Origin of the sequence: Ralstonia sp. OTU4908 (assembly GCF_038440115.1) — a bacterium.
Taxonomy (GTDB): domain Bacteria; phylum Pseudomonadota; class Gammaproteobacteria; order Burkholderiales; family Burkholderiaceae; genus Ralstonia; species Ralstonia pickettii.
Genome location: NZ_JASATD010000001.1, coordinates 294,958 through 320,024, shown reverse-complemented (window position 1 = coordinate 320,024; position 25,067 = coordinate 294,958). Strand labels below are relative to the sequence as shown.

The following is a 25,067-nucleotide window of genomic DNA, read 5'->3' as shown; positions in this document are numbered from 1 at the left end:
GAGTTTGCCTCCCCTCCCTCCCCGTGACACAAATCCAAGGGGAAGTCGCCATCTCGGGCGCGCCTTTCTTTGCTTACCTTTCTTTGGCGAGACAAAGAAAGTAAGTCGGCCCCGCCAGGGGCCGAAACCCAACAAAAAACCAGCACCAACAAGCCGCGCCCGAAGACAAACACGAGCGCAGCGCCCAACAATTTACTCGGCCAACTGCTTCACAAGCCGATAAAGAAACTCCCGCCCGTCATACAAGCGCGCAATCTCGATACGCTCGTCCAGACCATGCGTGCGCAGGTCAGCCGGCTCGGTAAACAACCCCGACACGCCATACATCGGAATGCCGGCATTGCGCATGAACCGGCTGTCGGTCGCACCGGTGCTCATCGCCGGAATCACCGGCACATTCCACATCTGATGCGTCAGCGCTTCCACGGTCTTTACCAGGTCGCCATTGAGCGGCGACGCGGGGCTCGCCAGCGGCTTGTTGACGTAGCGCACGCTGATCTTCTCGTTGTCGATCACCTGCTTCAGCTGACGATCGATATCCTCCGGATCATCGTGCGGCAGGATGCGGCAATTGACCGTCGCCTTGGCCGATTGCGGCAGCGCGTTCTCGGCGTGGCCGGCGTTGACCATGGTCGCCACGCACGTCGTGCGCAACTGCGCGTTGTAGAACGGAATGGCCGACAGCCGATCGATCGCGGCCTGGTCCGGCTTGCCGGTGCCGACCGAACGCATGTCGTCCGCCAGTTGCCCCGTCGCCAGCGGCGCGCTGCGCGCGAAGTAGGTCTGCGTCACGTCGGCCAGCTTGACGGGAAACTGATACGCCCCCAGCCGATCCAGCGCCGCCGACAATGCATAGATCGGGTTCGTCTTCGTCGGCACCGAGCTGTGGCCGCCCACGTCACGCACTTCCAGCTCGTACGTCGTGTACATCTTCTCGGCCACCTGAATGCGGTGCAGCACCGGCTTGCCGTTGCGCAACTCGCCACCGCCGCCCTCGTTGATGCCGAACTCGGCCTTCACCAGTTCCGGCTTGTTGTTGACGATCCAGTACGCGCCATTGGTCGGCACATCGCCACGCTCCTCGTCGGTGGTCAGCGCCAGGATGATGTCGCGCGAGGGCTTGAAGCCTTCCTGCTTGAGCTGCCCGAGCACCGACACGAAGGCCGAGGCCATCGCCTTGTCGTCGATCGCGCCACGTGCGGTGAAATAGCCGTCGGTCTCCTGCAGCGTGAAGGGGTCCGTCTTCCAGTCTTCGCGCTTGGCTTCCACCACGTCAATGTGGGCCAGCAGCAGCATGGGCTGCTTGGCACCGCTGCCCTTGAAACGCAGCACCAGGTTGCCCTTCTTCGGGAAAGGCTCGAGCACCTGCATGTCGGCGGCGGCAAAGCCGGCATCGCGCAGGCGTTTTTCCATCGCGCGAGCGGCCTTGGTGGTGTCACCTGCCGAATGCGTCGTGTTGATCTCGACCAGCTCTTTGTAGATGTCGTGGTAGCGCTGCTGCTCGGGCGTGAGCGTGGTGGGGGCGGGCTTGCTGGCGGGAATGCTCTGAGCGAACGCGCCGGCGCTGCATGCCAACACGGCTGCAGACACCAGGACGCGAACGGGAACACGACGACACTGGAAACGCATGACACCTCCGGATAATCGTTATGTGAACCGGCTCATGGCACGTAGCGGATGGCTCGAGGGGCGTAACAAGGCCATGACCGGCTTCTGAGTGCACCGCATAAAACAAAGCGGGGCCGACCCGAAGGTCGACCCCGCAGTGTAGCGCCGCGGCAGCCATTTCGCTGCCAGGGCAACCCATCAGGAATCGTGCTTTACATCGCCACGCGGAACACCGCCACAGCGCGGCGCAGCTCGTCCGCCTGTTCTTCCAGGGCCTGTGCGGCAGCAGCGGCTTCCTCCACGAGCGCGGCGTTTTGCTGCGTGACGTCGTCCATCTGCGTGACGGCTTCGTTGATCTGCTCGATACCGGTGCTTTGCTCGGCCGAGCCCGCGCTGATCTCGCCCATGATGTCGGTCACGCGCTTCACGGCCACGACGATCTCTTCCATCGTCTTGCCCGCGCGCGCCACCAGCGTCGAGCCCGATTCCACACGCGTAGCGGAATCTTCGATCAACGATTTGATTTCCTTGGCAGCACCTGCGCTGCGCTGTGCCAGCGTGCGCACTTCACCGGCCACCACGGCAAAGCCGCGGCCCTGTTCACCGGCACGCGCGGCTTCCACCGCAGCGTTGAGCGCCAGGATATTGGTCTGGAACGCAATACCTTCGATCACGGCGATGATGTCGGTGATCTTGCGCGACGATTCGCTGATCTGGCCCATGGTGGTCACCACGTCCTGCACCACGGCACCGCCCTGCACGGCGATCTCGGAGGCGTTGACGGCCAGCGTGCTCGCCTGACGCGCGTTGTCGGCGTTCTGCTTCACGATGCTCGTCAGCTCTTCCATGCTCGACGCGGTTTCTTCCAGCGAGCTGGCCTGTTCTTCCGTGCGCTGCGACAGATTGGTGTTGCCCGCGGCGATCTGCTGCGTGGCAGAGGCGATCGACTCGCTGCCGCGACGCACCGTCACCACGGTTTCCTTCAGCTTGGCTTGCATCTGCTGCAGGCCTTCCATCAGCAGGCCCATCTCGTCACGCGAGTGGATGCGCACGTCGGTGGTCAGGTTGCCGCCCGAAATTTCGTGGAAGTGCACGAGCATTTCTGCGAGCGGGCGCGAGATGGCACGCGAGAGCACGACATAGCAACCGGCGGCCAGCGCCAGCCCGATGGCGATCACGAGACCGAAGGTCCACAGCAGCCCGTTGAAGAACGACTGCGATGCCGCGTAGGCAGCCGAGGACACTTCCTCCTGAATCGCATTCAGGCGATCGGACTGCTCTGCGTAGACACGGAACTGCGTCGGGATTTTTTCGAGTGCGAGAACGCGCGCGGCATCCTTGTCGCCACGCCGGAGCGCATCGATCGCCCCACCGATCCCATCCTTGATGATGAGGCTGCGCTGCTTGCCGGCCTCGCCCGCAATGCGCTCCTCCTCGGGCGTCGAAAACGGCAGGGCCAGATAGTCCTTCCACGCTTTCTCGCTGCTCTCAATCTGCGTTGCGATGCGGCCCAGCGCGTCCGCGCTCTTGGACGGATCGGGCTCGAAGATGGCGCGATCCAACGCGGTGCGTGCTTGCGCAAGCTTGGATTCGGCCAGCCCCAGCGCGCGGGTGGAAGGAAGGTTATTGGAGAAGGTTTCCTTGAGCGCTGCGTTGGAGCGCAGGTTGCCGACCAGTCCCAGCGCGCCGACACCCGTCAGGAATGCAGCCAGAACAAACAGCACCAGCGCCAGCCGTGCCTTGATGGAGAGCGTCTTCATATCTGTCGCGCGAAGTTGGGGGAGCGTGAAGTGGTTCCTCTCAGGGATCCGAATTCAACAAAACTAACGACAGATCTTCAAAAGACTTTAACTCCATTCCTAGGGTTTCCCCGAAGAACAAAGCCTCGTGCCGCTCTTGGCTCACGCCTGCATGCGCGCCATCGCCGCGTTATCGAGCAAGACCGGCGCACCGTCACCGCCTGGCGTGCGACCACGTCAAACCCGTTGCGGGCAATGAAGGGCTCGGCGTTCAAGCGCGCGTGCGCTTGCACACGCGGCATGTCGCGCTGCGCTGCCAACCCGAGGATGTGGCTCATGAGTTGTTGCGCGATGCCTTGTCGCGCATGGTTGCCGGATACGAAGAAGTGATCGATCTATCCATTCGCCTGCAACTCGGCATAAGCGACGGGCTGCGCGTCGGGTTCCGCCACGAACGGCTGGATGCGGCGGATGCGCTCATGCCACTGGGCGACGTCGTAGTCGGTCGGGGCCCAGGCTTCGCATTGTTCGGGCGTGTATCGGCGGGCGGCGATGCCGTGCACGGCAGAACGAAAGACAGCGTGCAGGAACGGCTCGTCCCCAATTCTGAAAGTGCGTATGACGACGGGGGGGTGTTGAAGCGGTGCGTTCATGATCATTGCCCCGCATGCGGCAGATCCATCGACGCCAGCACATCCTTGATGTGCTGCGCCGCCTGCTGGGCATTCTGTGCGGCGGGCACGGGCGGCTGCTGATCAGTCGACAGATTGCGCACGTGGTCATCAATGCTGATACCGGTACCCAGCGGCGCCAGCATCGCCGCCGATTCGTGCATGGCCCATTGGAAGTCGTTGAGCGGTGCGTTGCGTGCCGCCTGCAAACCGGCCGGGTTCGCTGCCATGGTACGGGCGACGACGGGCTCGCGGTTGTCGTCGGGCACGCTCAGCTCCAACACGTGGCCAAGGTCGGGCGCACTGGCATCGCGCGCGGTAAGCGGCGTCTGGATGTTGTACCGCATGCGCAGCGTCTTGATGATGGCGGTGTGGTCGTACGGCTGCGCCGCGGTCGAGCGGAAGATCGTGCCCTTGGGAATCCACGGCGACACCACCACCGCCGGCACGCGCACGCCCAGCCGGTCGAACGCGAAGAGCTGCCCCGGCTGCGGCGGGCTGGGCGGCACCACGGCGGGCGGCGGCACGTGGTCGAAACAGCCACCGTGCTCATCGAAGGTGATCACGAGCAGGGTCTGATGCCACTGCGGCGAATTGCGCAGCGCGTTGTACACCTGCGCGACCAAAGCATCGCCGTAGCCGATGTCGTGCGGCGGATGCATGTCGTTGGGCCAGTCGAGATCGGCAAAGTAACGTGGCTCGATAAAGCTGTACGAGGGCAGCTTTCCGCTGGACGCATCGTCGAGAAAATCGTCGAACAGGTGAAAGTGATCCAGGTGCAGCCACAGCCGCGTCAGCGTGAGCGACTGCGCGAAGTCGTGGTAATAGACAGCCCAATCGTCGGGCACCACGCCGTCGAGCGCATTGAACAGCGTCGGCATCAAGTACGGAAAGTGCACCGGCGAATTGTTCGGATAACCGTGCGCGGTACCGGTGTGCACAAAGAACCGGTTGGGCCACGTCTGGCACGGCGCCGAGGCAAACCACGCATCGCATACGGCGTAATTGCGCGCCAGCGTGCTCAGTGCTGGCACTTGGTCCGCCGTGAAGAAATGCATGATGTCGCGCGGGTCGCCACCGTTCTTGGCGTAGTTGGTGGTGAAGCCCTGCATGGTGGGCGTCTGCCCCAGCGGCATCTGCTGGCCGAAGAGCTGCTGGTTGATGTCGGTGAACAGCTCGCCCGGGTCGGGGTTGGGCAGCGTCATCACGTTGGGCGGCGCGGGGGTTGTCCACACCCGGATGGGCTGGCCGCCGCCGTCGGGGTTGGTCTCTTCGCCAGACAGGCCGTCGAACTCTGCGCTCTTTGAATAGAGCGTGCCGAACAGGTTGTCGAACGACCGGTTCTCCAACATCAGCACGACCACGTGCTCGATTGCATTCAAGCCTGCCATGGTGGCCCCCCTCGTTTCGTTGCGTTGTTCTGCGGGCCACTATAGGAAGAAACGAGGGGATTGGCGTTGCGCGCGTCTACTGACGTACCGCCGGCAGCACACGCCATGCAATCAGCGCGCTGCCGGCCGCCACCAGCCACACCACCGGCCACGACGACCACGCCAACACCTGCGGCAGGCACAGCGACGTCAGCCCGAGTGCCGCAAACGCGCCCGTGTTGCCGAGCCCCAGCGCCGTGCCGGCGCGCTGCGCACCGGCCAGCGTCGCCAGCTCGGTATAGCCCACGCCATGCCACGCTGATACGCAAATGCCGCCCGCCACCACGGCCGCCACCAGCGCAACGCGCATGACCGACAGATCGATCGACAGCGCCGACGTCATCCACGCCACGCCGGCCAGCCCAACGAACAGCGCAACGCTCAACCGCGCACACGCGAGCAGATAGGCGCGGCGATTGCCGTGGCGGTCGGTCCAACGCCCGCTCCATACGCGCATGACGGCCGCCCCGCCCTGCACCGCTGCCATGGTGAGGCTGAGTGTGAGCACATTGGCGTGTGCGAAGTCGCGCAGGAACACCGTGGCAAAAGCGACCACCGCGCCTTGCGGCACGCACAGCAGCCCAATGGCCAGGGCCATGCGCAACAGCGTTGGATCGCGCAGCGGGCCAGTGCCCCCGGGCGGGGCTGCTTGCGCAACCGCATTCACCGTGTCCGGCGCGTCATGCACCCACAGCCACGTCAGTACCGCAGTCAACGCACATGCGGCCGCCAGCACGCCATAGACGGCGGCAAACCCCGCGTGCGCGGCGATAGTCGGCAGCACGAGCGCGCCAATGCCGCCGCCCAGCGGTACGGCGGTCTGGCGGATGCTCATGGCGAGCCCCCGCTCGCCTTCGCGAAACCAGCCCATGACGGCGCGGCCGCTCGATCCGTTCACGCTGCCGCCCAGCAGGCCGACGCTGAGCATGCCGCCCACCAGCCACGCGAGCGGCGGCACGTTGCCATGCAGCGGCACCACGCAACATGCCATCACGAACAGCGCCAGCGCGGTCAGCCCCAGCCCCGCCAGCAGCACCGTGCGATCGCCCCAGCGGTCGGTCAGCAAGCCCCACGGCAGCTCGCTGATGGCAATGCCAAGCCCCAGCGCGCCCAGCGCCACGCCCAGCTCCGCATTGCCCAGGTGATACGCCGAGCGGATGAACACGGCAGTCGTCGGGATGCCCGAAAACGCTGCCGAAAAGCTCGCATTGGCCGCCACGCCCGCGCCCAGCACCTTCCAGCGGTGATGGCGCGGCAGGGGCGTCGACGTGGCCGGCAAGCCCATCGCGGTTGTCATGATCGTCTCTCCAGAAATGCGTTTGACAGCAGCAGTCTGGCGGAGCAACATCAGGCCTAAATGACGTTAATCCCTCATTTCAAGACATCATGCGCAGAATCGGCTTTCTGGTGTTTCCGGGCTGCAGCCTGCTCGATTTCACCGGCCCGTTGACGGCCTTTGACGTGGCGAACCGGCTCGCGCCACAGCCGGCGTACCGGATCGACGTGCTGTCCGAAGGCGGCGCGCAGGTGCAGAGCGCGCCCGGCCTCGTCATGCAGACGCAGGGCCTGGACGATCCGGCCTTCGATACGTTGGTCATCTCGGGCGGCAACGGCCCGCGCGAAGATGCGTTCTCGCCGCGGCTGATCGCCTTCGTGCGGGCAGCGGCAGCGCATTCACGGCGCATGACGAGCGTGTGCTCCGGCGCCTTTGCGCTGGCGGCGGCGGGCCTGCTCGACGGCCGCCGCGCCACCACGCACTGGCGCATGGCGGCGCTGCTGCAGCGGCGCTATCCGCGCGTGCAGGTGCAGAGCGATCACATCTTCATCCACGACGGCCCTGTGTGGACGTCGGCCGGCATCTCGTCCGGCATCGACCTGGCGCTCGCGCTCATCGAGGAAGACCTGGGTGTCGACGTGTCGCGCGCCGTGGCCCGCGAGCTGGTGGTCTATCACCGGCGGCCCGGCGGGCAATCGCAGTTCTCGACCTTGCTGGAGCTGGACCCGGCATCGAGCCGCATTGCGCGGGCGCTGGGCTATGCGCGCGAGCACCTGCACGAGGCGCTGGACGTCGACCGCCTGGCCGAAGTTGCTCACCTGAGCCGCCGCCAGTTCGACCGCGCCTTTGTGGCGGAGACCGGCCAGACGCCCGCCAAGGCCATCGAAAAGCTCCGTGCCGAAATCGCCCGGCCCCGCGTGGAAGCGGGTGACGAATCGCTGGAACACATTGCGCGCGCCGTCGGCTTTGCCGACCCCGAACGCATGCGGCGGGCGTTCATCCGCGTGTTCGGCCAGCCGCCACAATCAGTGCGGCGCTCGGGGCGGTCAGGACGACCGGGGCACACACGCCTGGTGGCCTAGCGCGCCGCGCCATGCATCCGCTACCCTGGCGCGCCTGAAATCCGTAGCCTCGCATTCGCACCGATGTCCGACAATCCAGTCTTGCCCCTGCTCTACAGCTATCGCCGATGCCCCTACGCCATGCGTGCGCGCCTGGCTATGCTGCAAGCCAATCGACGCTTCCAGACCTTCGAGATCGTCATGCGCGACAAGCCTGCCGAACTGCTGGCGCTGTCTCCCAAAGGGACCGTTCCCGTCTTGCGTTTGACCGATGGCAGCGTGCTGGAAGAAAGCCTCGACATCATGCGCTGGGCCTTCGAAACACGCGACCCGGAAGGCTGGTGGAGCCGCGCACAATCCGACGACAACCTCGCCCTGCTGCGCACCAACGACGGCGAGTTCAAGCGCCAGCTCGATCGCTACAAATACCCCGATCGCTATCCGCAAGAGGCAACGCCGCGCGAGACGGCGCGTGCCCGGGCAACAGAAACGCTGCTGATGCCGCTGGAATCGCGCTTGCTAGACCAACGCTATCTTGGCGGCCCAACGCCGTGCGCGGCGGATCTGGCGATCTTTCCGTTCGTGCGGCAGTTTGCGGCGGTGGAGCCGGACTGGTTTGCCCGCCAGCCGCTGCCCGCAATACAGGCCTGGCTGGCCGGGTGGCTCACCAGCCGCCTGTTCGAGGTCTGCATGACGAAGCAACCCGTGCAGGCCGTTGCCGTGTTTCCCGAGTATCAGCATCTGGATGGATCCACTGACCGACTGACCGACTGATCCACCGATGGAGGCGTGTAAGCAATGGACGACCTACAGACAGCATCCCCCGACAGCACCGCAGCACGCGTCGCGTTGTGGCGCGCCTTGCACATGCACAGCGATGCACCGCCGCACGTGCTGGAAGACGCAGTAGGCTTGAAGCTGCTCGCCCCGGAGCCCGGCTGGCAACAACGGGGCGACATGGACCCGCAGTTCACGCGTCCGTTTCGCGCGTCCATTGTGGCGCGTGCGCGCTTTATCGAAGACCTCGTCATCGAACAAGCGGGCCGTGGCTTGAGCCAGTACGTGATTCTGGGGGCGGGGCTGGACAGCTTTGCGCAACGCCGGCCCGATGTGGCATCGCGCATGACGGTGTTTGAAGTCGATCAGCTCGGCCCGCAGGCCTGGAAGCGCCAGCGTCTGCAAGCGCTGGGCTTCGGCATTCCGCGTTGGCTGCGCTTCGTGCCGGTGGATTTCGAGGCGCGCGAATCCTGGCAGGATGCGCTGGTCGCGGCCGGGTTTGATACGCGCAGGCCGGCCATCGTGGTCTCCACGGGTGTGAGCATGTATCTGTCGAAGGAAGCCAATGCGGCGACGCTGCGGCAGGTGGCGTCGCTGGCGCCGGGGTCGATGCTGGCGATGACATTCCTGCTGCCGCTGGAGATGGCGGACCCGGACGTCCGGCCCGGCCTTGAGATGGCGGAGAAAGGCGCACGTGCGAGCGGCACACCATTCATCAGCTTCTTCACGCCGCCAGAGATGCTCGCGCTGGCCCGCGAAAACGGCTTTCGCGATGCCCAGCATATTTCGGCTGACACATTGACGGAACGCTATTTCTCCGGCCGGACCGATGGCCTGCGCCCGCCGCGCAACGCAGAAGAACTGCTGCTGGCGACGGCCTAGGCGCGCAAGTGCCTACCGCTCGCGCAGCGGCCCTGGCAGCGCTTTCAGGCCGATCCAAAGCACCCCGATGACCACGTTGACTGGCACGCTCAACGCGCTGGGCACATAGAACAGCACCGACAGCCCCGGCGTGTTGAGCCCCAGTTCCAGTACGCCGCCCAGCGTATAGCAGAGCAATCCGCACCACAGCCAGCGTCGCATATAGGCCAGCAGCCAGTGGGCGTGCGCCTGGTTGAAACGCCAGGCGGCCGACCGTTCGAACAGGTTGCCGCGGCTGGCGTCCTTGAACAGCCAGCCGAAGAAGAAGTAGCGGTACAGCAGCGTGCGAAAGGCGAGCTCTTGCATGATGGCTCCCTCGGCCAAACCAGCTTCACGCAAGCAAGTTTGGCTCCAAAATCGCGCGGGCGCCATGCCCTGCAGCGCCGGGTTGAGCATGGCGCACCCGGCTGCACCGCCTCGCCTCTCAGCTTGCCAGCTTCTTGAACGTCTCAAGCACCGCGTCGCCCTTGAACGGCTTGACGATCCAGCCCTTCACGCCAGCGGCCTTGCCACGGTCTTTCATGGCAGGGCTGCTTTCGGTGGTGAGCATGATGACGTTGACCGTCTTGTTGCCCAGCTCGCCGCGCACCTTCTCAACCATGGTCAAACCGTCCATGTTGGGCATGTTCACGTCACTGATGACGAGCTTGACGCCCGGGTTCGCCTTGATCTTGGCCAGGCCGTCCTTGCCGTCCACGGCAGTGTCGACCGCCAGCCCGTGCTTCTTCAGGAAGCCGGCCACCTCATCTCGGACGGTGCTCGAATCGTCGACAACCAGAATCTTGCTCATGACGCTTTCCTCGTTCTCAAACTTCCAAATCAAAACAATTCCAGCTCGCCACCGGATTCCACTTCGTCGCTCACATCGGCCACGAAATCCAGGGGAGCATGGGCACACACGCACACGGTGGCATCCACGCGCACCGTGTCGTTGATGGTGACCGCGTAGGTGGCCACGTAGCCGGGCTTGAGCACATCCAGATACGGCAGGCAGCGCGCGCTCACCACATAGGGCGTGGACATGCCAAGGTCTGGAAACACCTGCAGCAGTTCCTGGTTCAGCGCGCCGCAGCACAGGTTGCCGATTTCCAGACGCGCTTCTTCAAAAGAACGCCCGGCGCCTTCGCCCGTGAAGTACGTGCGCGTGGCGTCGGATTCATCAAATCGCAGCACCAACAGAAGACGAAAGGCGATGGACGAGATGGTGAGGATCAGTGCCTCTTCGCCGTTGACGGAATCGCCTTCGGCTGCGGTGCCGATCTGGCACATGTCTTCGGCCTGCCGCACAAGCCGCGTACGCGCGGCCTTGCGGAAGATGCGATCGAAACTCTCTTGTGCGTTGCTGCGGATCACGTCAGACCTGCCTAGTGAAGCTGGTGTTGAAACTGGCTGGCCAGCGCCTCGACGCTCGACAGCGATGCAGTGATCATCTTGCCGCCCGCCTGGATGTCCTGGAACGTGGCGGTGGTGGTCAGATCGTTCAAGTGCAGGCTGTTGCGATAGCTCTTCGACAATTCTTCCGAACGCGCCGCCAGCGCACGCACCTCACTGGCCACTACGGCAAAACCGCGGCCCGCCGTCCCCGCACGCGCCGCCTCGATGGACGCGTTGAGCGAGACGATCACCACATGCCGGACGATGGACTGCAGTTCCTCGTTCTTCGCGTGCATGTCGTGGTTCTGCTCCATGAGCGAGATCATCTGCTCATGCCAGCGCTCGAACGTCAGCGCCAGGCCGCGCAGGCGCACCGCTTCTTCGGCAATCTGCCCCGCGCGGCTCGCCCAGTGCTCCTTGGCAGCCGTGGCCGACTGCAATTCGGTACGCAGTTGCTCGATGACCTCCAGCTGATCGGCAGCGGCATCGCGCATCTGGCCGACCGTGGTTTCCAGTGCAGCAACTTCCCGCATGCCCGTTTCGACCTGCGCGGCGTGCTTCGTAAGATCCGCTGACAGATCAGCAATGCGGCGATCGGCATCGCCCAAGGTGCGCACGAGCGCATTCACCTTCCGCTGCCGGATCACCCACATCAGCACACCGGCAACCAAGCCGCCAGCGATGACGGCCATAACAATCGTCCCCATCACGATGCTTCCTTATCAAGATCCACGCGTACTGCCGGTGCCGCGCCGAGCGTCGCGTTCACGCTGTCAACGGCAAAGCGTTCGGGCAGGCACACCACCGTCTGGAACTGGCGGAACGCTGCGCCCTTGTGGTCGTCGGTGAAGCGCAGTTCGATGCGGCCCTGCTCGCGCTTGAGAAATTCCTGCACGGCATCCATGCCGACGCCGCGCCCGGACACTTCCGTCACCTTGTCGGCAGTCGAGAAACCCGGGCGGAAGATGCACTGCGCGATGTCTTCGTCGGTGGCGTGCTGGTCTGCGCCGAGCCAGCCGCGCTCCACGGCGATGCTGCGGATGCGCTCGAGCGCCAGGCCGCGGCCGTCATCGCACAGGGTGATCTGCAGCATGCCCTGGTCAACGCCCAATTCGATGTCGATCGTGCCGGAAGCTGGCTTGCCCTGAGCGATACGCTCTTCGGCGGGTTCAATGCCATGGTCGATAGAGTTGCGCAGCAGGTGCATGAACACGTTCTGCAGGATGCCGCGGGCCTCGGTGCGCACGCGGTAGCCGTTGTCGTCGATGCGCACGGCCACGGGCTCCTTGCCCAGCTCCTGCGCCAGCGACGGCAGCGATTGCAGCGTGCCCGACAACAGCGCGTCCACCGTCTCGCTGCCGAGCAGGCGCAGCAGTTGATAGACCGAATCGCGCATCGCCACGAGTTCATACAGACTGCCCGGGTTGGCTGACTCCAGCAGACGCAGGCTTTCCTGAATGCGCGCCATCACGTCCGGCGCTGCCTGCGAGGCATTGCCCGGCGCCGCGTCGCCCTTGCGGCCCAGCTTCACCTCGTTGATGCGGGCGTAGTTCTCGATGGCCTCGCGCACGCGCGCCAGTTCTTGCATCAGCCAGTCCTGGTCCCAGGTGTGTTCGCTGTCGGCTTCGCGCAGCGCATGGTAGGTCTGCTCGGTCTCGTGCACCACGTTGGTCAGGTGCTGCAGGTTGTACGTGCGCGCGTTGCCCTTGATGGTGTGCATGTTGCGGAACAGCGCCGCAATGGCCTGGCTGTCGGCCTGCGAGTACTGACGGATGATCCGTTCGTTCTCGTGCACGAAGGTCGTGGAGCTGTCGATGAAGTGCTGGAACTTCTCCTGGCTCACCGCCAGGATCTCGCCAATCATCTCCAGGTTGCGGCGCTGCTCGCTGGCTTCGGCCGCCAACTTGCGCAGCTCGGTCACATCGCGCACGCACAGCATCAGGCGCAGGATTGTGTCGCTTTCATCGGTGATGGCCGACCAGGACAGGTCCAGCGTCTTCGTGCGCCCGTCCGGCATGCGCTTTTCCACCTCGCTCGCCAGCAGGTGCTGATTGAACGCGAAGTTGATGATGTCCTGCCCGAGGCATGCATCGACGGCTGCTTCCACCTGCGACAGCGTATCGGCGCCAAGGCTGGTATCGGCAAAGATCAGCTCCATCAGCCTGCGGCCGGCGATCTCCTGCGTCTCGAAGATCGATTCGAGGTAGACCGAATATTCCTCGTGCACCACGCCGCCCTCGACCACGGTCAGGATGCCCTGCTGCATGTTCTGAAGCATGGCCTGGATGTCGGCCGTCTTCTGCTTGAGCAGCGCGGCGTTCTCCTGGATCTTCTCGATCATCTGGTTGAACGCAACGACGGAATGGCCGATCTCGTCCATGCGGCCCACCGGCACGCGGCGCGTGAAATCCTGGCTGGTGGCGATCTCGCTCATCTCGGCCTGCATGCGCGTGAGCGGCCGGGTGATCTGGCGATACAGCAGCATGCCGATGGCGGTGAGCAGGACGACCGCCACGCCGCTCACCACGCCGATGGTGGTGGCCGTGCTGGCGAGCTTGCCGTTCAGGCCGGCAATGGCTTCATCCTTTTCGCGGTTCTTCTCGATGCGCAGCGTCTCGACAATCTTTTCCAGCACGTCGCGGTAGCTGGCCACGTTGGCAAACAGGAAGGCCTGTGCCAACTCGTCCTTGCCCGCGAGCTTCATGTCGGTGGTCTGCTGGATAGCGTCGACGTAGCTGTCGACGGCCTCCTTGGCCTGGGCAACCAGACCTTCCTGCGCGTGGCTGTTGGCGCGCTTGGCCTGTACATCCAATGCCGCACGCAGGGCGGCTTCTTTCGCCTTCAGGTCGTCCTTGGCCTGCGCGACGATGTTGGCGTCCGGTGCATACACCAACACCATCGTCGCCAACTGCACGTCCTTGACGAGCGATACCAGGTCGGCCGACGCCAGCGCGCTCGGCACCACACCCTCGGTCACCTGGCGGACCTCTGCAGCGCTGCTGCGGGTCTGGTAGACCGCGTATCCGCCGATGGCCGCCAGCGCGACAAACATCAACACCACCAGCAATGTAATGCGATGACGAATGGTCATTTGAAATTCTCTCGATTCAACCGCCCCCCGAAAGAAGGGGGTAGTCCAATATGCTTTCCTAAACATCGAAGGCGCAATTATTGGAGTCAGAAGATGACCAATCGATGACTGCCACATCAACCTTCCGGGCATTTCGGCATTGCATCTCCGGTGGCGATGGCATTGCGGCGCGTACGCGCTCGTCACTTGGTTACAGGCGAAATCGTTTGGCACCCCTACTCAAGTGGGGAATTGTGCGAAAGCGCTAAAGTTATTTTCCCAGTCGCCGTTAATTAATTGCCTTTTTATTTTTCTTTTATTTCGCGAATGATTCTTTCGCTTTGATTCCAAAAATAGAAAAAGGGTATTTCTCAGTTTCCCGGCATGCAGCCTGATGGGGCGTCTCGCCCACTGTTGCGAATTGGCTACCGGCCCATGTTCCTGCCAGAATGTTCTGCTTGGCCCCCCAACCGAGGCAGACACATGAAGAAAAGCACGCAGGACACCGCCGCATCCGCGTCCGAGCTGATCGACGCACGCATTGCAGAGCTGAACGACTGGCGCGGCGAGATGCTCGCCCGCCTGCGCGCCGTCATCCGCGCAGCCGACCCCGACGTGGCGGAAGAATGGAAATGGAACGTGCCCGTTTGGTCGCACCATGGCCTGATCTGCACCGGCGAGGCCTATAAGCAGACGGTCAAGATGACGTTTGCGAAGGGGGCCTCCGTGCCGGACCCTGCCGGCCTGTTCAATTCCAGCCTGGACGGCAACACGCGCCGCGCCATCGATTTCCGCGAGGGCGACAAGGTGAACGAGAAAGCGCTGAAGGCGCTCATCCAGGCGGCCATCGCCGTGAACGAGGCCTGCGCCAAGCGTTGAAGCACAGGCAAGCTCGCGCGGGTCGGGCCGGAGCCGTTAACATACGGCCCGCCTGATCAACCAACGGAGCAACCGCAGTGATTCAACCGACCAGCGTATTCAAGGACAACCTCGCCCAACTGCCCGCCATTGACGGCATCGAACGTATCGATCTGGTCGACGGCCAGGGTGCCGTGGTCGCCGATATCGAAAACAAGCCGGGCAAGCAAGGTTCGGTGGCGGTGTACCACTACCTGCAGCAGACGTTCGGCCAGCTCGATGCCACGGCCGCGGAACACGGCCTGGCCGTGTTTGCCGAGCACACCATCGACGCACGCAACCGCCCCGGCGCCCACCCGAATGTGGACCGCCTGCTGGCCATCGCGGCCGGTGAGCCGGCACTGCGCATCAACGTCGTGAAGGCCTGATGACATATCGCTGAAGTCCGCTGCTAGTAGCGAGTGAACCACCCGTTTTCTCGCTGCACCGCACACAGCAGCATCCAGAAAGCCGGCCACCGCGCACGCTGATTGCCAGCCATGGGCACGCGGCGTAGCATGAAGCAGCCCTTCTTCGGGAGCCGCCTCATGTCTGCCCAGCACGAAGACAAGGTCCGTCAGCACATGGCGGACGCCGTGGCCCTGGCGCGCGAACGTGCGCCCGATATTGCCGACCTGTTCGAGCCGTTCCTGCGGCATTACTACGGTCTGGCAGACCCCCAAGACGTGATCTCGCGCAGCGTGGCCGACCTCTACGGCGCAGCGATGGCGCACTGGCAGCTGGGTCAGAAATTCGTGTCGGGGCAACCGCGCGTACGCGTCTACAACCCGAGCCTCGAACAGCACGGCTGGTACTGCAGCCACACGGTCGTTGAAATCGTCAACGACGACATGCCGTTTCTGTTCGACTCCGTGACCATGGAAATCAACCGGCAGGGACTGGCGCTGCATTCCGCCTTCCACCCGGTCTACCGCGTACAGCGCGATGGCGCAGGCATGCGCGTGGCGGTCGAGGCCGGCGGCGGCGTACAGCGCCCGGCGGCACTCGCGGGCGACATGCCCGACACGCCCGCCGTTGCGGACAAAGAAGCTCACGGCGTTGCCCGCTTCGAGTCGACTATCCACATCGAGGTCGACCGGTTCTCCGAGGCGGACCGCCTGCAGGCTTTGCACGACGGCCTGATGCGTGTGCTGGGCGACGTGCGCGCTGCGGTGGAAGACTGGAATCCCATGCAGGCCGCCGCCCAGGCCGCCATCGACGCGCTGGCCGCACGTGCCGCACAGCCCTCGACTGGCGACGTGGAACGCGCCGAGATTGCCGAAACGCAGGCCTTCCTCAGTTGGATGCTCGAGCGGCACTTCACCTTCCTTGGCTATCGTGACTACGAACTGATTACGCAAGACGATGGCCATTACCTGCGCGGCATACCCGGCACAGGCCTGGGCGTGCTGCGTGAGGCGCTGCGCGACACTTCCACGCCGGACACGACGCGCCTGGCACCGGGGGCCGCAAAATTCATCGACGCGCCCGAGCCCATCTTCCTCACCAAGGCCAATTCGCGCGCCACCGTGCACCGGCCCGGGTATCTCGACTACATCGGCATCAAGCTGTTCGACGCCGAAGGCCGAGTCTGCGGGCAACGGCGCTTCCTGGGGATGTACACGTCGAACGTCTACATGGTCCCGGCCGAGGACATTCCGCTGGTGCGCCGCAAGGTGGCCGACGTCATCCGACGCACGGGCTTCCTTCCCGACGGGCATCTTGCCAAGACACTGGTCACGATCCTGGAGCAATACCCCCGCGACGAACTGTTTCAGATAGACGCCGAAGCGCTGCACGACATCGCACTGGGCATCCTGCGGTTGCAGGAGCGCCAGCGCACGCGCCTGTTCGTGCGGCGCGATCCGTTTGACCGCTTCGTGTCGTGCCTCGTGTTCGTGCCGCGCGAGAAGTTCAACACCGACCTGCGCGTGCGCATCCAGGGCCTGCTGCAGGCGGCGTATCGCGGCACCGCCGTGGAGTTCACGCCGCAGCTGTCGGAGTCGATGCTGGCGCGCATCCATATCACCGTGCGCACCCAGCCGGGCAACGTGCCCGAGGTGGACGTGGCCGAGTTGGAAGACCGCATCGTGCAGGCCGCCCGGCGCTGGCAGGACGACCTGGCCGACGCGCTTCTCGAACGCGGCGGCGAAGAGCGCGGCAACCGCCTGCTGCGCCGCTATGCCAGCGCGTTTCCCGCCGGTTTCCGCGAGGACTACGCCGCACGCCTGGCCGTGCGCGACATCGAACTGATGGAGCCGCTGCTCGCCGCCAATGCGGCGGACAACCTGCTAACCATGCAGCTCTACCGGCCGCTCGAAGCGCCGCCCGGCGCGCTGCGTTTCAAGATCTACCGCGCTGGCCAGCCGACTTCGCTGTCGCACAGCCTGCCGATGCTTGAACACCTGGGCGTGCGCGTCAACGAAGAGCGGCCCTACTGCATCGAACCCGCCGATGCCGCCCCCATCTGGATGCATGACTTCGGCATGGAGACCATCGACGGCAGCGAAGTCGAACTGGACGAAGCCCGTGCACGCTTTGAAGACGCGTTCGCGCGCATCTGGAGCGGCGAGCTGGAGAACGACGATCTCAACCGCCTCGTGCTGCAGGCTGGTCTGACCTGGCGCGAGGTGCGCATCCTGCGCGCGTATGCGCGCTACATCCGCCAGATCGGTTCGACCTTCAGCAACGCGTATATGGAAAGCGCGCTGAACGGCAATCCGGCGATCGCGCGTGCGCTGGTGCGGCTGTTCCTGGTGCGATTCGACCCTGCGCTTGCCGAGGCCGAGCGCTCGCGTGCCAGCGAAACGCTGCGCAAGCAGATCGACGAGGCGCTCGAAGACGTGCCCAACCTCGATGAAGACCGCATCCTGCGGCAGTTCCTGGGCGTGCTGGAAGCCACGCTGCGCACGAACTACTTCCAGAGCCCGCCGGACACGGCACACGGCCACGGAAAGGGGCAGCCCAAGCCGTATCTCTCGTTCAAATTCGACCCGGCGCGCGTGCCCGGCCTGCCCGAGCCCAAGCCGATGTTCGAAATCTGGGTGTATTCACCGCGCGTGGAAGGCGTGCACCTGCGCGGCGGCAAAGTCGCGCGCGGCGGCTTGCGCTGGTCTGACCGGCGCGAGGATTTCCGCACCGAGGTGCTGGGCCTGGTCAAGGCGCAGATGGTCAAGAACACGGTGATTGTACCGGTGGGTTCCAAGGGGGGCTTTGTCGTCAAACAACCGCCTCCGGCCACCGACCGCGATGCGTATCTGGCCGAGGGCGTGGCGTGCTACCAGACCTTCTTGCGCGGGCTGCTCGACCTGACCGACAACTACGTCGACGGCCGCGTCGTGCCGCCGCGCGATGTCGTGCGCTATGACGAAGACGACCCGTACCTGGTCGTTGCCGCCGACAAGGGCACGGCCACGTTCTCCGACTACGCCAACGCCATCTCGGCCGAATACGGCTTCTGGCTGGGCGATGCGTTCGCCTCCGGCGGCTCGGTAGGCTACGACCACAAGAAGATGGCCATCACCGCCCGCGGCGCATGGGAATCGGTCAAGCGCCACTTCAGCGAGATGGGCGTCGATACGCAGACGCAAGATTTCACCGTCGTGGGCGTGGGCGACATGTCGGGCGATGTGTTCGGCAACGGCATGCTGCTCTCGCGCCATATCCGCTTGCTCGCGGCGTTCGACCATCGCCACATCTTTCTCGACCCGTCGCCCGATGCGGCGACAAGCTTTGCGGAGCGCGAGCGGCTGTTCAACCTGCCACGCTCGAGTTGGGCCGACTACGACCGGGCATTGATCAGCCCGGGCGGCGGCGTCTTCCCGCGCACGGTGAAGTCGATCCCGCTCACGCCCGAGGTGCGCGCCATGCTGGACGTGACGGCCACCGAGATGGCCCCGAACGACCTGCTGCACGCCATCCTCAAGGCGCCCGCCGATCTGCTCTACAACGGCGGTATCGGCACGTACATCAAAGCCAGCACCGAAACGCATGCCCAGGTGGGCGACCGCGCCAACGACGGCCTGCGGGTGAACGGCGCCGAGCTGCGCTGCAAGGTTGTGGCCGAGGGCGGCAACCTGGGCAGCACCCAGCTTGGCCGCATCGAATACGCGCAGCATGGCGGGCGCATCAACACCGACGCCATCGACAACTCCGCCGGGGTGGACTGCTCCGACCACGAGGTCAACATCAAGATCCTGCTGGGCCTGGTCGTGGCCGACGGCGAGATGACGCTCAAGCAACGCAACACGCTGTTGGCCGAGATGACCGACGAGGTGGGCGAACTGGTGCTGCGCGACAACTACTTCCAGACGCAAGCGCTGTCACTGGCGCGTACGCGCACGGCGCTGTGGCTTGACCCGGAAGCACGGCTGATGCGGCATCTGGAGCGCAGCGGTCGCCTGAACCGTGCGATCGAATTCCTGCCTGCCGATGAAGAGATCGACGCTCGCCGTGCAAGCGGCGGTGGCCTGACCACGCCCGAACGCGCCGTGCTGATGGCCTACAGCAAGATGTGGTTGTACGACGTGCTGCTGGGCAGCGACCTGCCCGACCAGCCTTTCGTGGCCGAAGGCCTGCCGGCGTACTTTCCGAAGCCGCTGCACACGCGCTGCGCCACGTCGATCCCTCGGCACACGCTGCGGCGCGAGATCCTGGCGACGATGCATGCGAACGCGCTCGTCAACCGAGCCGGCGTGACGTTCGTGCACCGAATGGCCGAAGAAACCGGCGCGGAACCGCTTGCAGTGGTGTGGGCAAGCCTTGTTGCGCGCGCAGTCTACCGGCTCGATGCGCTCTGGGAAGAAGTCGATGCCCTCGATGCGCAGGTGCCGCACGAGACGCAAACCGCCCTGTTCACCTCACTCGCGCAACTGCACGAGCGCGCCACCCTGTGGTTCCTGCGGCGGCGCGTGTCGGACGTACCGACTGCGGTGGAACGGTTCCGGGCTGCGGTGGATGCGCTCGCTCCCGAAATCAGCGCGCTGCAAACGGAGGAATCCGCGCGGGCCGCCGCGCAACAGCAGCAGGTGTTCAGCGAAGCCGGTGTGCCGGAAACGCTGGCGCGTGTGGCGACCGGTGTGCCGGCGCGCGTGTCGTTGCTCGACATTGCCGAAGTTGCAACCACCCGCGGCTGCGATGCACGGCTCGCCGCCCGCGTGTACTTTGCCCTCGACCAGCCGCTGGGTTACGGATGGCTGCAAGGCGGCATCCTCGGCCTGCCGACGCAAACGCATTGGCAGATGCTGGCGCGTGCAACGCTGCTCGAAGAACTGGGGCAACTGCGACGGCGGCTTACGCAGTCGGTGTTGCAAGATGCGGCGCCCGGCGCAAGCGCCGACGCCCTCATCGAGACCTGGCGGGCAACACGGCAGGAAGCGCTGGCGCGCTACAACCGCGTCATCGCCGACCAGGTGGCTACCGGCTCGCCTGACCTGGCGATGCTGTCGGTGGGGCTCCGGGCACTGGCCGAGGTCGATGCCTGATGCAGTCCGCTATCGGGCACGCGCCAGTGCCCCATTGACGCGCACCGGCGGCGTGTCGTGCGAAAACGGCGGCCGCACAACGAAGGCATCCACCACGCCGGGCTCGAAGAACAGGCAGTACGTCGAGCCGCCGCATTGGAAGAAGCCAAGCTCCTCGCCCTTGCGTACATGCTGGCCCGGCGTCACGTCGACCATGCACGACGACACCTCGGCCATGCCGATGAACACGCAACCCACGGTGCCAGGTCCGGGTCGTCGCAGGCGATGGTGATGATGGCGCGGGCGGCCATGGCCGCGCCGTAGCCTTGCGAATCGTTCTGGCCGCCGGCAGGTAAGCGCACGGGCCCGCGAGTTGCGTCCGTGGCAACGACACTGCCACTTCACGAGAGGAACATGATGCATCGCACCCCATCCTCCGCACGTGCGTTCTGCGTGGCGGCGGCAATGTTCGTTGCTCTGGGCAGCAGCGCTGTGTTCGCACAGGTAACGGGCGCACCATCCGGCACCAGCGACAACGCGCCCGCCACCAATGCGAACAGCTCCACCGCCACCGGCACCACAAGCCGTATCGACGGCCCAACGTGAAAGCCGTTTCAGTGAGCCACAGCCTGCGCTGCAGCCGCCTTCGACTTCTGCGTGCTTGACAGCACCAGCGTGAGTACAGCCGAGAGCATGAGCAGGCCGGCGACGAAATAGAGTCCGCCTGCGAAGCTACCGGTTCGGTCTTTGATCCAGCCGATCATCGCGGGGCCAAAGAAACCGCCAAGGTTGCCGATTGAGTTGATGGTGGCGATGCCAGTGGCGGCGGCCGCCCCGGACAGGAACATCGTAGGCATGCTCCAGAGCGGCGGCTTGGCGCAGCTGATCCCGACGTTCACGAGCGTGAGTGCCGCAATGAGGCCAATCACACCGCTGGCACTGCCGGCCACCACCAGACCCACGGCGGCAGCCACGCACGCAATCACGACGTGCCACGTACGTTCCCCACTCCGATCGGAATGGCGAGACCAGAAGACCATCGCGACCACCGAGACGATTGGCGGAATGGCGTTCAGCAGACCAACCCTCATGGATGACATGCCCAGCTGCTTGATGATCTGGGGCGCCCAGATGCCGAGCGTGTAGAGGCCGGCGGAGGTGCCGAAATAGATCAGCGCCAACGCGATCACCCGCAGATCAGCCAGGCCACGCAGAATGCTGTGATTAGCGCTCGCTGTGTTGCTGCTGGATTCCTCGTGCATGACTTTGACCAGCCACGCGCGTTCGTCTTCTTTCAGCCAGGACGCCTGTTCCGGGCGATCCGTCATGTAGAAGAACACCACCACGCCGAGAATGAATGCCGGAATGGCCTCGAGAATGAACATCCACTGCCAGCCGGCCAGTCCCATCACACCTTGCATTTCCAGCAATGCGGCAGATATCGGCGAGCCCAGTGCGGTGGACAGTGGCGCGGCAGCCATGAAGAATGCGGTGACCCCTGCCCGGTGACGCGCCGGAAACCAATAGCTGAGATACAGGATGATGCCGGGGAAGAATCCAGCCTCTGCGGCGCCAAGCAGGAACCGGATGATGTAGAAGCTGGTTGCCCCCTGGACGAAGGCCATCGCTGCCGAGATGATCCCCCACGTGACCATGACGCGGGCAATCCAAATGCGCGCCCCGATCTTGTGCAGCACGATGTTGGAGGGCACTTCAAACAGGAAATAGCCCCAGAAGAAAATGCCCGCTCCAAAGCCAAGAATCGACGCCGTAAAGCCGAGGTCCGCCTTCATCGTCAGGGCCGCAAAGCCGATGTTCACCCGGTCGATGTAGGCGATGAAGTACAGCAGCATGATGAACGGCACGATGCGCCAACTGATCTTGCGCAGCGTACGCTTTTCGATATCGAGTTCCATTTTTTGTCTCCTTGGTGCTCCATACAATCCCAAGCTCGGTGCGGGCTCGTTCTTTATCGAGTTCTCATCGCACTTCGCTGGTCACGTTCCTGCGTGCTCCATCACTGAACCTGCGCGATGCGCAGTAGGTTGGTTGTGCCGGCGACCGTGAAGGGCAGCCCCGCAGAGATCACGATGGACTGGCCACGCTCGCCGAAGTGCTCGTCGAGGACGGTCCGGCTGGCCAGCTCTGTCATCTCAAGCACGTCGACCACTTCGTGGCACAACACCGCATGCACGCCCCAGGCAAGCGCCAGTCGGCGCGCGGTGGCCATGCGTGGCGTCATGCCGAGGATCGGCACTTCGGGGCGCTCTCGCGCCATGCGCAGCGCGGAGTATCCGGAGCTGGTGTAGGCGACGGTGGCGGGCACCTTGAGCAGCCCCGCCACATGGCGCACCGCATAGCCGATTGCATCAGCGGCGTCTGCGCGCGGAGGCGTATGGGAGGCCTGGATGGCGTCGTGATAGAGCGGATCGGATTCGGTCCGTCGGATGATGCTGTCCATCATCGTCACGGCTTCAATCGGATAGCGGCCGGATGCCGATTCCGCCGACAACATGACCGCATCGGCGCCATCGTAGACAGCGGTCGCAACGTCGGATGCCTCGGCGCGCGTGGGCACCGGCGCCGTGATCATCGACTCGAGCATCTGCGTGGCAACGATCACCGGTTTGCCCGCCTTGCGGCAAACACGCACGATCTGCTTCTGGATGGAAGGCACCTGCTCGGCAGGCATCTCCACGCCAAGGTCACCGCGGGCCACCATCACGGCATCCGCTTCGTCAATGATCGCTTCCAGGCTTTGAATGGCGGCAGGCTTCTCGAGCTTGGCGACGATGCTGGCGCGCCCCTGGACGATCGCCTTGAGCTCCCGGATGTCTTCGGGCCGCTGGACGAACGACAGCGCAATCCAGTCGATGCCGAGTGTCAGACCGAAATCGAGGTCGCGGCGGTCCTTCTCAGTCAACGCCGACAGAGGCAGCACGACGCCCGGCACGTTCACACCTTTGCGATCCGACAACGTGCCGCCGTTGACAACCGTGGTGTCTGCAAAATCAGCGCCGCAGGTGTCTACGCGCAACCGGATCTTGCCGTCGTCGAGTAGCAGCTCCGTGCCCTTGTGCAGAGCGGCGAAGATCTCCGGATGCGGCATGCCGACACGCTGGCGCGAGCCGGGTGCATCGCGGTCGAGATCGAGTCGGAATGCATCGCCGGAAGCCAGTTGGACGGGACCATTCTCGAAGGTACCGATGCGCAGCTTCGGACCCTGCAGGTCCAGCAGGACACCGATGGGCCGGCCGCGCTCGCGCTCGATCACGCGGATCGTATCCAGGCGCTGCCGGTGGTCGTCGTGCGTGCCATGGCTGAAGTTCAGCCGGAAGACATCGGCCCCCGCCTCGAACAGGGCGTCAATAACCTCCGGGGTGGTACTCGCCGGGCCCAGGGTGGCGACGATCTTCGCGTTGCGCAGGCGTCTCATGGGAGTTGCTCCAGATCAGGCGCGATCAGGATCGCGCGGAAGTCGTTCACGTTGGTCATCGTGGGGCCGGTCACAACCGCGTCGCCCAGCGCCTCGAAGAAGCCGTGTCCATCGTTGCAAGCCAGCGCGTCCTGCGCGCGGAGGCCGAGCTGCCAGGCGCGCTGCAATGTGTCCGGTGTGACGATGGCGCCGGCGATCTCCTCCAACCCATCGACGCCATCGGTATCGCCCGCAATCGCGTGAACCCCGGGCTGCCCGCGCAATGCGAGCGCGAGTGACAAGAGGAATTCAACATTGCGCCCGCCCCTGCCCTTGCCGCGAACGGTGACCGTTGTCTCGCCGCCCGAGAGCAACACGCACGGGACCGGGAACGGTTCAGCGTGGCGCGCCACCTCCAGTGCCATGCCGCCTAACACCTTGCCGACGTCGCGCGCTTCACCTTCGATGGCGTCACCCAGAACGTATGCGGCGAGGCCGGCTTCGCGAGCCACACGCGCGGCAGCCTGTAATGCCATGCGTGGTGTCGCGATCAACCGGGTTTCGATGCGCGGCAGGCGTGTGTCGCCCGGCTTGATGGTCTCCGCGTCTTTAGAGGTGAGGACATTGCGCACCGGTGGAGGGATCGCAATGTCGTAACGGCGGATGATGTCGAGCGCATCGGTCAGCGTGGTCGTATCGGGAACGGTAGGCCCGGACGCGATATCGACCGGATCATCGCCTGGCACGTCGGAAAGCAGCAGATTGCAGACGCGCGCCGGATAACAGGCCGCGGCCAGGCGTCCGCCCTTGATGGCTGAAAGATGGCGCCGCACGCAGTTCATTTCGGTGATGGTCGCGCCGGAGTCCAGCAGCGCACGGTTCACGGCCTGCTTGTCGGCAAGCGAAATACCCGGCAGGGGTAGCGGCAGGAGTGATGAGCCGCCGCCCGAGATCAGGCAGACCACCAGGTCATCCTCCGTGAGCCCCGACACCAGGTCGAGCATCTCGCGGGCGGCCAGAAGGCCAGCGGCGTCCGGCACGGGATGCGCCGCTTCGACAATGCGAATCTGTTTGCACGGGACGGCATATCCGTACCGCGTCACGACAAGCCCGTTCACCGATGTGCCCCACGCCTGTTCGAAAACGTGCGCCATCGCGGCCGACGCCTTCCCCGCTCCGATCACGATCGTGCGGCCTTTCGGGCGTTCCGGCAGATACGTGGGCAACGTCAGTGCCGGCTGCGCGGCGGCGATAGCAGCGTCAAACATATCGCGCAGCAGCTTGCGGGCGGTGTCGTCGCGCATGTCATGTCTCATCGGGTTAGCCAGCAGCGCGCTGGCGCAGAGATGGCACTGCGGGATGCCGA

Annotated in this window: 21 protein-coding genes and 1 pseudogene; 7 read left to right on the top strand and 15 right to left on the bottom strand. The window is 64.6% G+C overall.

Annotation, left to right across the window (positions count from 1 at the left end; all coding sequences use genetic code 11):
* Nucleotides 1-192: 192 nt before the first annotated feature.
* The 6 genes from AAHM38_RS01420 to AAHM38_RS01395 all read right to left on the bottom strand — a co-directional run bounded on the left by AAHM38_RS01420 (nucleotide 193) and on the right by AAHM38_RS01395 (nucleotide 6,745).
* On the bottom strand, nucleotides 193-1,629 hold the full coding sequence (locus tag AAHM38_RS01420; protein WP_116575061.1) for a M20/M25/M40 family metallo-hydrolase: 1,437 nt from the start codon (nucleotides 1,627-1,629) through the stop codon (nucleotides 193-195).
* A gap of 191 nt (nucleotides 1,630-1,820) precedes the next feature.
* Nucleotides 1,821-3,368 carry a methyl-accepting chemotaxis protein gene (locus AAHM38_RS01415; protein ID WP_103518719.1) on the bottom strand — a complete coding sequence of 516 codons (1,548 nt, stop codon included), beginning with the start codon at nucleotides 3,366-3,368 and terminating at the stop codon, nucleotides 1,821-1,823.
* Between the two features lie 77 nt (nucleotides 3,369-3,445).
* On the bottom strand, nucleotides 3,446-3,685 hold the full coding sequence (locus AAHM38_RS01410) for a hypothetical protein (protein WP_257019798.1): 240 nt from the start codon (nucleotides 3,683-3,685) through the stop codon (nucleotides 3,446-3,448).
* 57 nt (nucleotides 3,686-3,742) lie between these two features.
* Nucleotides 3,743-4,000, bottom strand: coding sequence for a hypothetical protein (locus tag AAHM38_RS01405; RefSeq protein WP_165835772.1), 258 nt, complete (start codon nucleotides 3,998-4,000; stop codon nucleotides 3,743-3,745).
* 2 nt (nucleotides 4,001-4,002) lie between these two features.
* On the bottom strand, nucleotides 4,003-5,409 hold the full coding sequence (locus tag AAHM38_RS01400) for an alkaline phosphatase family protein (RefSeq protein ID WP_116575060.1): 1,407 nt from the start codon (nucleotides 5,407-5,409) through the stop codon (nucleotides 4,003-4,005).
* Nucleotides 5,410-5,485: 76 nt separating this feature from the next.
* Entirely contained in the window at nucleotides 5,486-6,745 is a 1,260-nt protein-coding gene (locus tag AAHM38_RS01395) for an MFS transporter (protein ID WP_103519440.1), read from the bottom strand.
* Nucleotides 6,746-6,834: 89 nt separating this feature from the next.
* On the opposite strand from AAHM38_RS01395, the gene AAHM38_RS01390 reads away from it, so the two are divergent.
* From AAHM38_RS01390 to AAHM38_RS01380, 3 genes are all read left to right on the top strand, one after another.
* Nucleotides 6,835-7,806 carry a GlxA family transcriptional regulator gene (locus AAHM38_RS01390; RefSeq protein ID WP_116575059.1) on the top strand — a complete coding sequence of 324 codons (972 nt, stop codon included), beginning with the start codon at nucleotides 6,835-6,837 and terminating at the stop codon, nucleotides 7,804-7,806.
* 63 nt (nucleotides 7,807-7,869) lie between these two features.
* Complete coding sequence (locus AAHM38_RS01385) at nucleotides 7,870-8,559, top strand: glutathione S-transferase (RefSeq protein ID WP_116575058.1); 690 nt, start codon at nucleotides 7,870-7,872, stop codon at nucleotides 8,557-8,559.
* Nucleotides 8,560-8,583: 24 nt separating this feature from the next.
* Nucleotides 8,584-9,444: a class I SAM-dependent methyltransferase gene (locus tag AAHM38_RS01380; protein WP_116575057.1), complete on the top strand. Its 861-nt coding sequence runs from the start codon at nucleotides 8,584-8,586 to the stop codon at nucleotides 9,442-9,444.
* A gap of 12 nt (nucleotides 9,445-9,456) precedes the next feature.
* Here the strand turns inward: AAHM38_RS01380 and AAHM38_RS01375 are convergent, their stop codons facing one another.
* From AAHM38_RS01375 to AAHM38_RS01355, 5 genes are all read right to left on the bottom strand, one after another.
* Nucleotides 9,457-9,789: a hypothetical protein gene (locus tag AAHM38_RS01375; protein WP_004631347.1), complete on the bottom strand. Its 333-nt coding sequence runs from the start codon at nucleotides 9,787-9,789 to the stop codon at nucleotides 9,457-9,459.
* A 118-nt stretch (nucleotides 9,790-9,907) separates the two neighbouring features.
* A complete protein-coding gene (locus AAHM38_RS01370) occupies nucleotides 9,908-10,273 on the bottom strand; it encodes a response regulator (protein WP_004631346.1) in 366 nt (121 codons plus the stop codon).
* Between the two features lie 29 nt (nucleotides 10,274-10,302).
* The gene (locus AAHM38_RS01365; RefSeq protein ID WP_116575056.1) at nucleotides 10,303-10,836 is read right to left on the bottom strand and encodes a hypothetical protein; all 534 of its coding nucleotides are present in this window, start codon (nucleotides 10,834-10,836) and stop codon (nucleotides 10,303-10,305) included.
* A gap of 11 nt (nucleotides 10,837-10,847) precedes the next feature.
* Nucleotides 10,848-11,564: a methyl-accepting chemotaxis protein gene (locus tag AAHM38_RS01360; RefSeq protein WP_009240058.1), complete on the bottom strand. Its 717-nt coding sequence runs from the start codon at nucleotides 11,562-11,564 to the stop codon at nucleotides 10,848-10,850.
* Complete coding sequence (locus AAHM38_RS01355) at nucleotides 11,564-13,948, bottom strand: ATP-binding protein (protein ID WP_116575055.1); 2,385 nt, start codon at nucleotides 13,946-13,948, stop codon at nucleotides 11,564-11,566. Before AAHM38_RS01355 ends, AAHM38_RS01360 begins: the two co-directional genes overlap by 1 nt.
* Nucleotides 13,949-14,410: 462 nt before the next feature.
* On the opposite strand from AAHM38_RS01355, the gene AAHM38_RS01350 reads away from it, so the two are divergent.
* The 3 genes from AAHM38_RS01350 (at nucleotide 14,411) to AAHM38_RS01340 (ending at nucleotide 20,307) form a co-directional block, all read left to right on the top strand.
* On the top strand, nucleotides 14,411-14,806 hold the full coding sequence (locus tag AAHM38_RS01350; protein ID WP_116575054.1) for a DUF1801 domain-containing protein: 396 nt from the start codon (nucleotides 14,411-14,413) through the stop codon (nucleotides 14,804-14,806).
* Between the two features lie 77 nt (nucleotides 14,807-14,883).
* Nucleotides 14,884-15,213, top strand: a complete 330-nt coding sequence (locus tag AAHM38_RS01345) for a DUF2322 family protein (protein WP_116575053.1) — start codon at nucleotides 14,884-14,886, stop codon at nucleotides 15,211-15,213.
* A 159-nt stretch (nucleotides 15,214-15,372) separates the two neighbouring features.
* On the top strand, nucleotides 15,373-20,307 hold the full coding sequence (locus tag AAHM38_RS01340) for an NAD-glutamate dehydrogenase (RefSeq protein WP_116575052.1): 4,935 nt from the start codon (nucleotides 15,373-15,375) through the stop codon (nucleotides 20,305-20,307).
* Nucleotides 20,308-20,316: 9 nt separating this feature from the next.
* Here AAHM38_RS01340 and AAHM38_RS01335 read toward each other — a convergent pair.
* A pseudogene (locus AAHM38_RS01335) lies at nucleotides 20,317-20,630 on the bottom strand (phosphatidylserine decarboxylase); the annotation flags it as partial.
* 70 nt (nucleotides 20,631-20,700) lie between these two features.
* Between AAHM38_RS01335 and AAHM38_RS01330 the strand changes: the two are divergent.
* A complete protein-coding gene (locus AAHM38_RS01330; RefSeq protein ID WP_125472811.1) occupies nucleotides 20,701-20,892 on the top strand; it encodes a hypothetical protein in 192 nt (63 codons plus the stop codon).
* Between the two features lie 8 nt (nucleotides 20,893-20,900).
* Here the strand turns inward: AAHM38_RS01330 and AAHM38_RS01325 are convergent, their stop codons facing one another.
* From AAHM38_RS01325 to AAHM38_RS01315, 3 genes are all read right to left on the bottom strand, one after another.
* A complete protein-coding gene (locus AAHM38_RS01325; protein WP_039374424.1) occupies nucleotides 20,901-22,202 on the bottom strand; it encodes an MFS transporter in 1,302 nt (433 codons plus the stop codon).
* A 101-nt stretch (nucleotides 22,203-22,303) separates the two neighbouring features.
* Complete coding sequence (gene pyk, locus AAHM38_RS01320; protein ID WP_009240066.1) at nucleotides 22,304-23,722, bottom strand: pyruvate kinase; 1,419 nt, start codon at nucleotides 23,720-23,722, stop codon at nucleotides 22,304-22,306.
* On the bottom strand, nucleotides 23,719-25,005 hold the full coding sequence (locus AAHM38_RS01315) for a glycerate kinase type-2 family protein (protein WP_116575051.1): 1,287 nt from the start codon (nucleotides 25,003-25,005) through the stop codon (nucleotides 23,719-23,721). The genes pyk and AAHM38_RS01315 overlap by 4 nt, the downstream gene beginning before the upstream one ends.
* Nucleotides 25,006-25,067 lie beyond the last annotated feature (62 nt).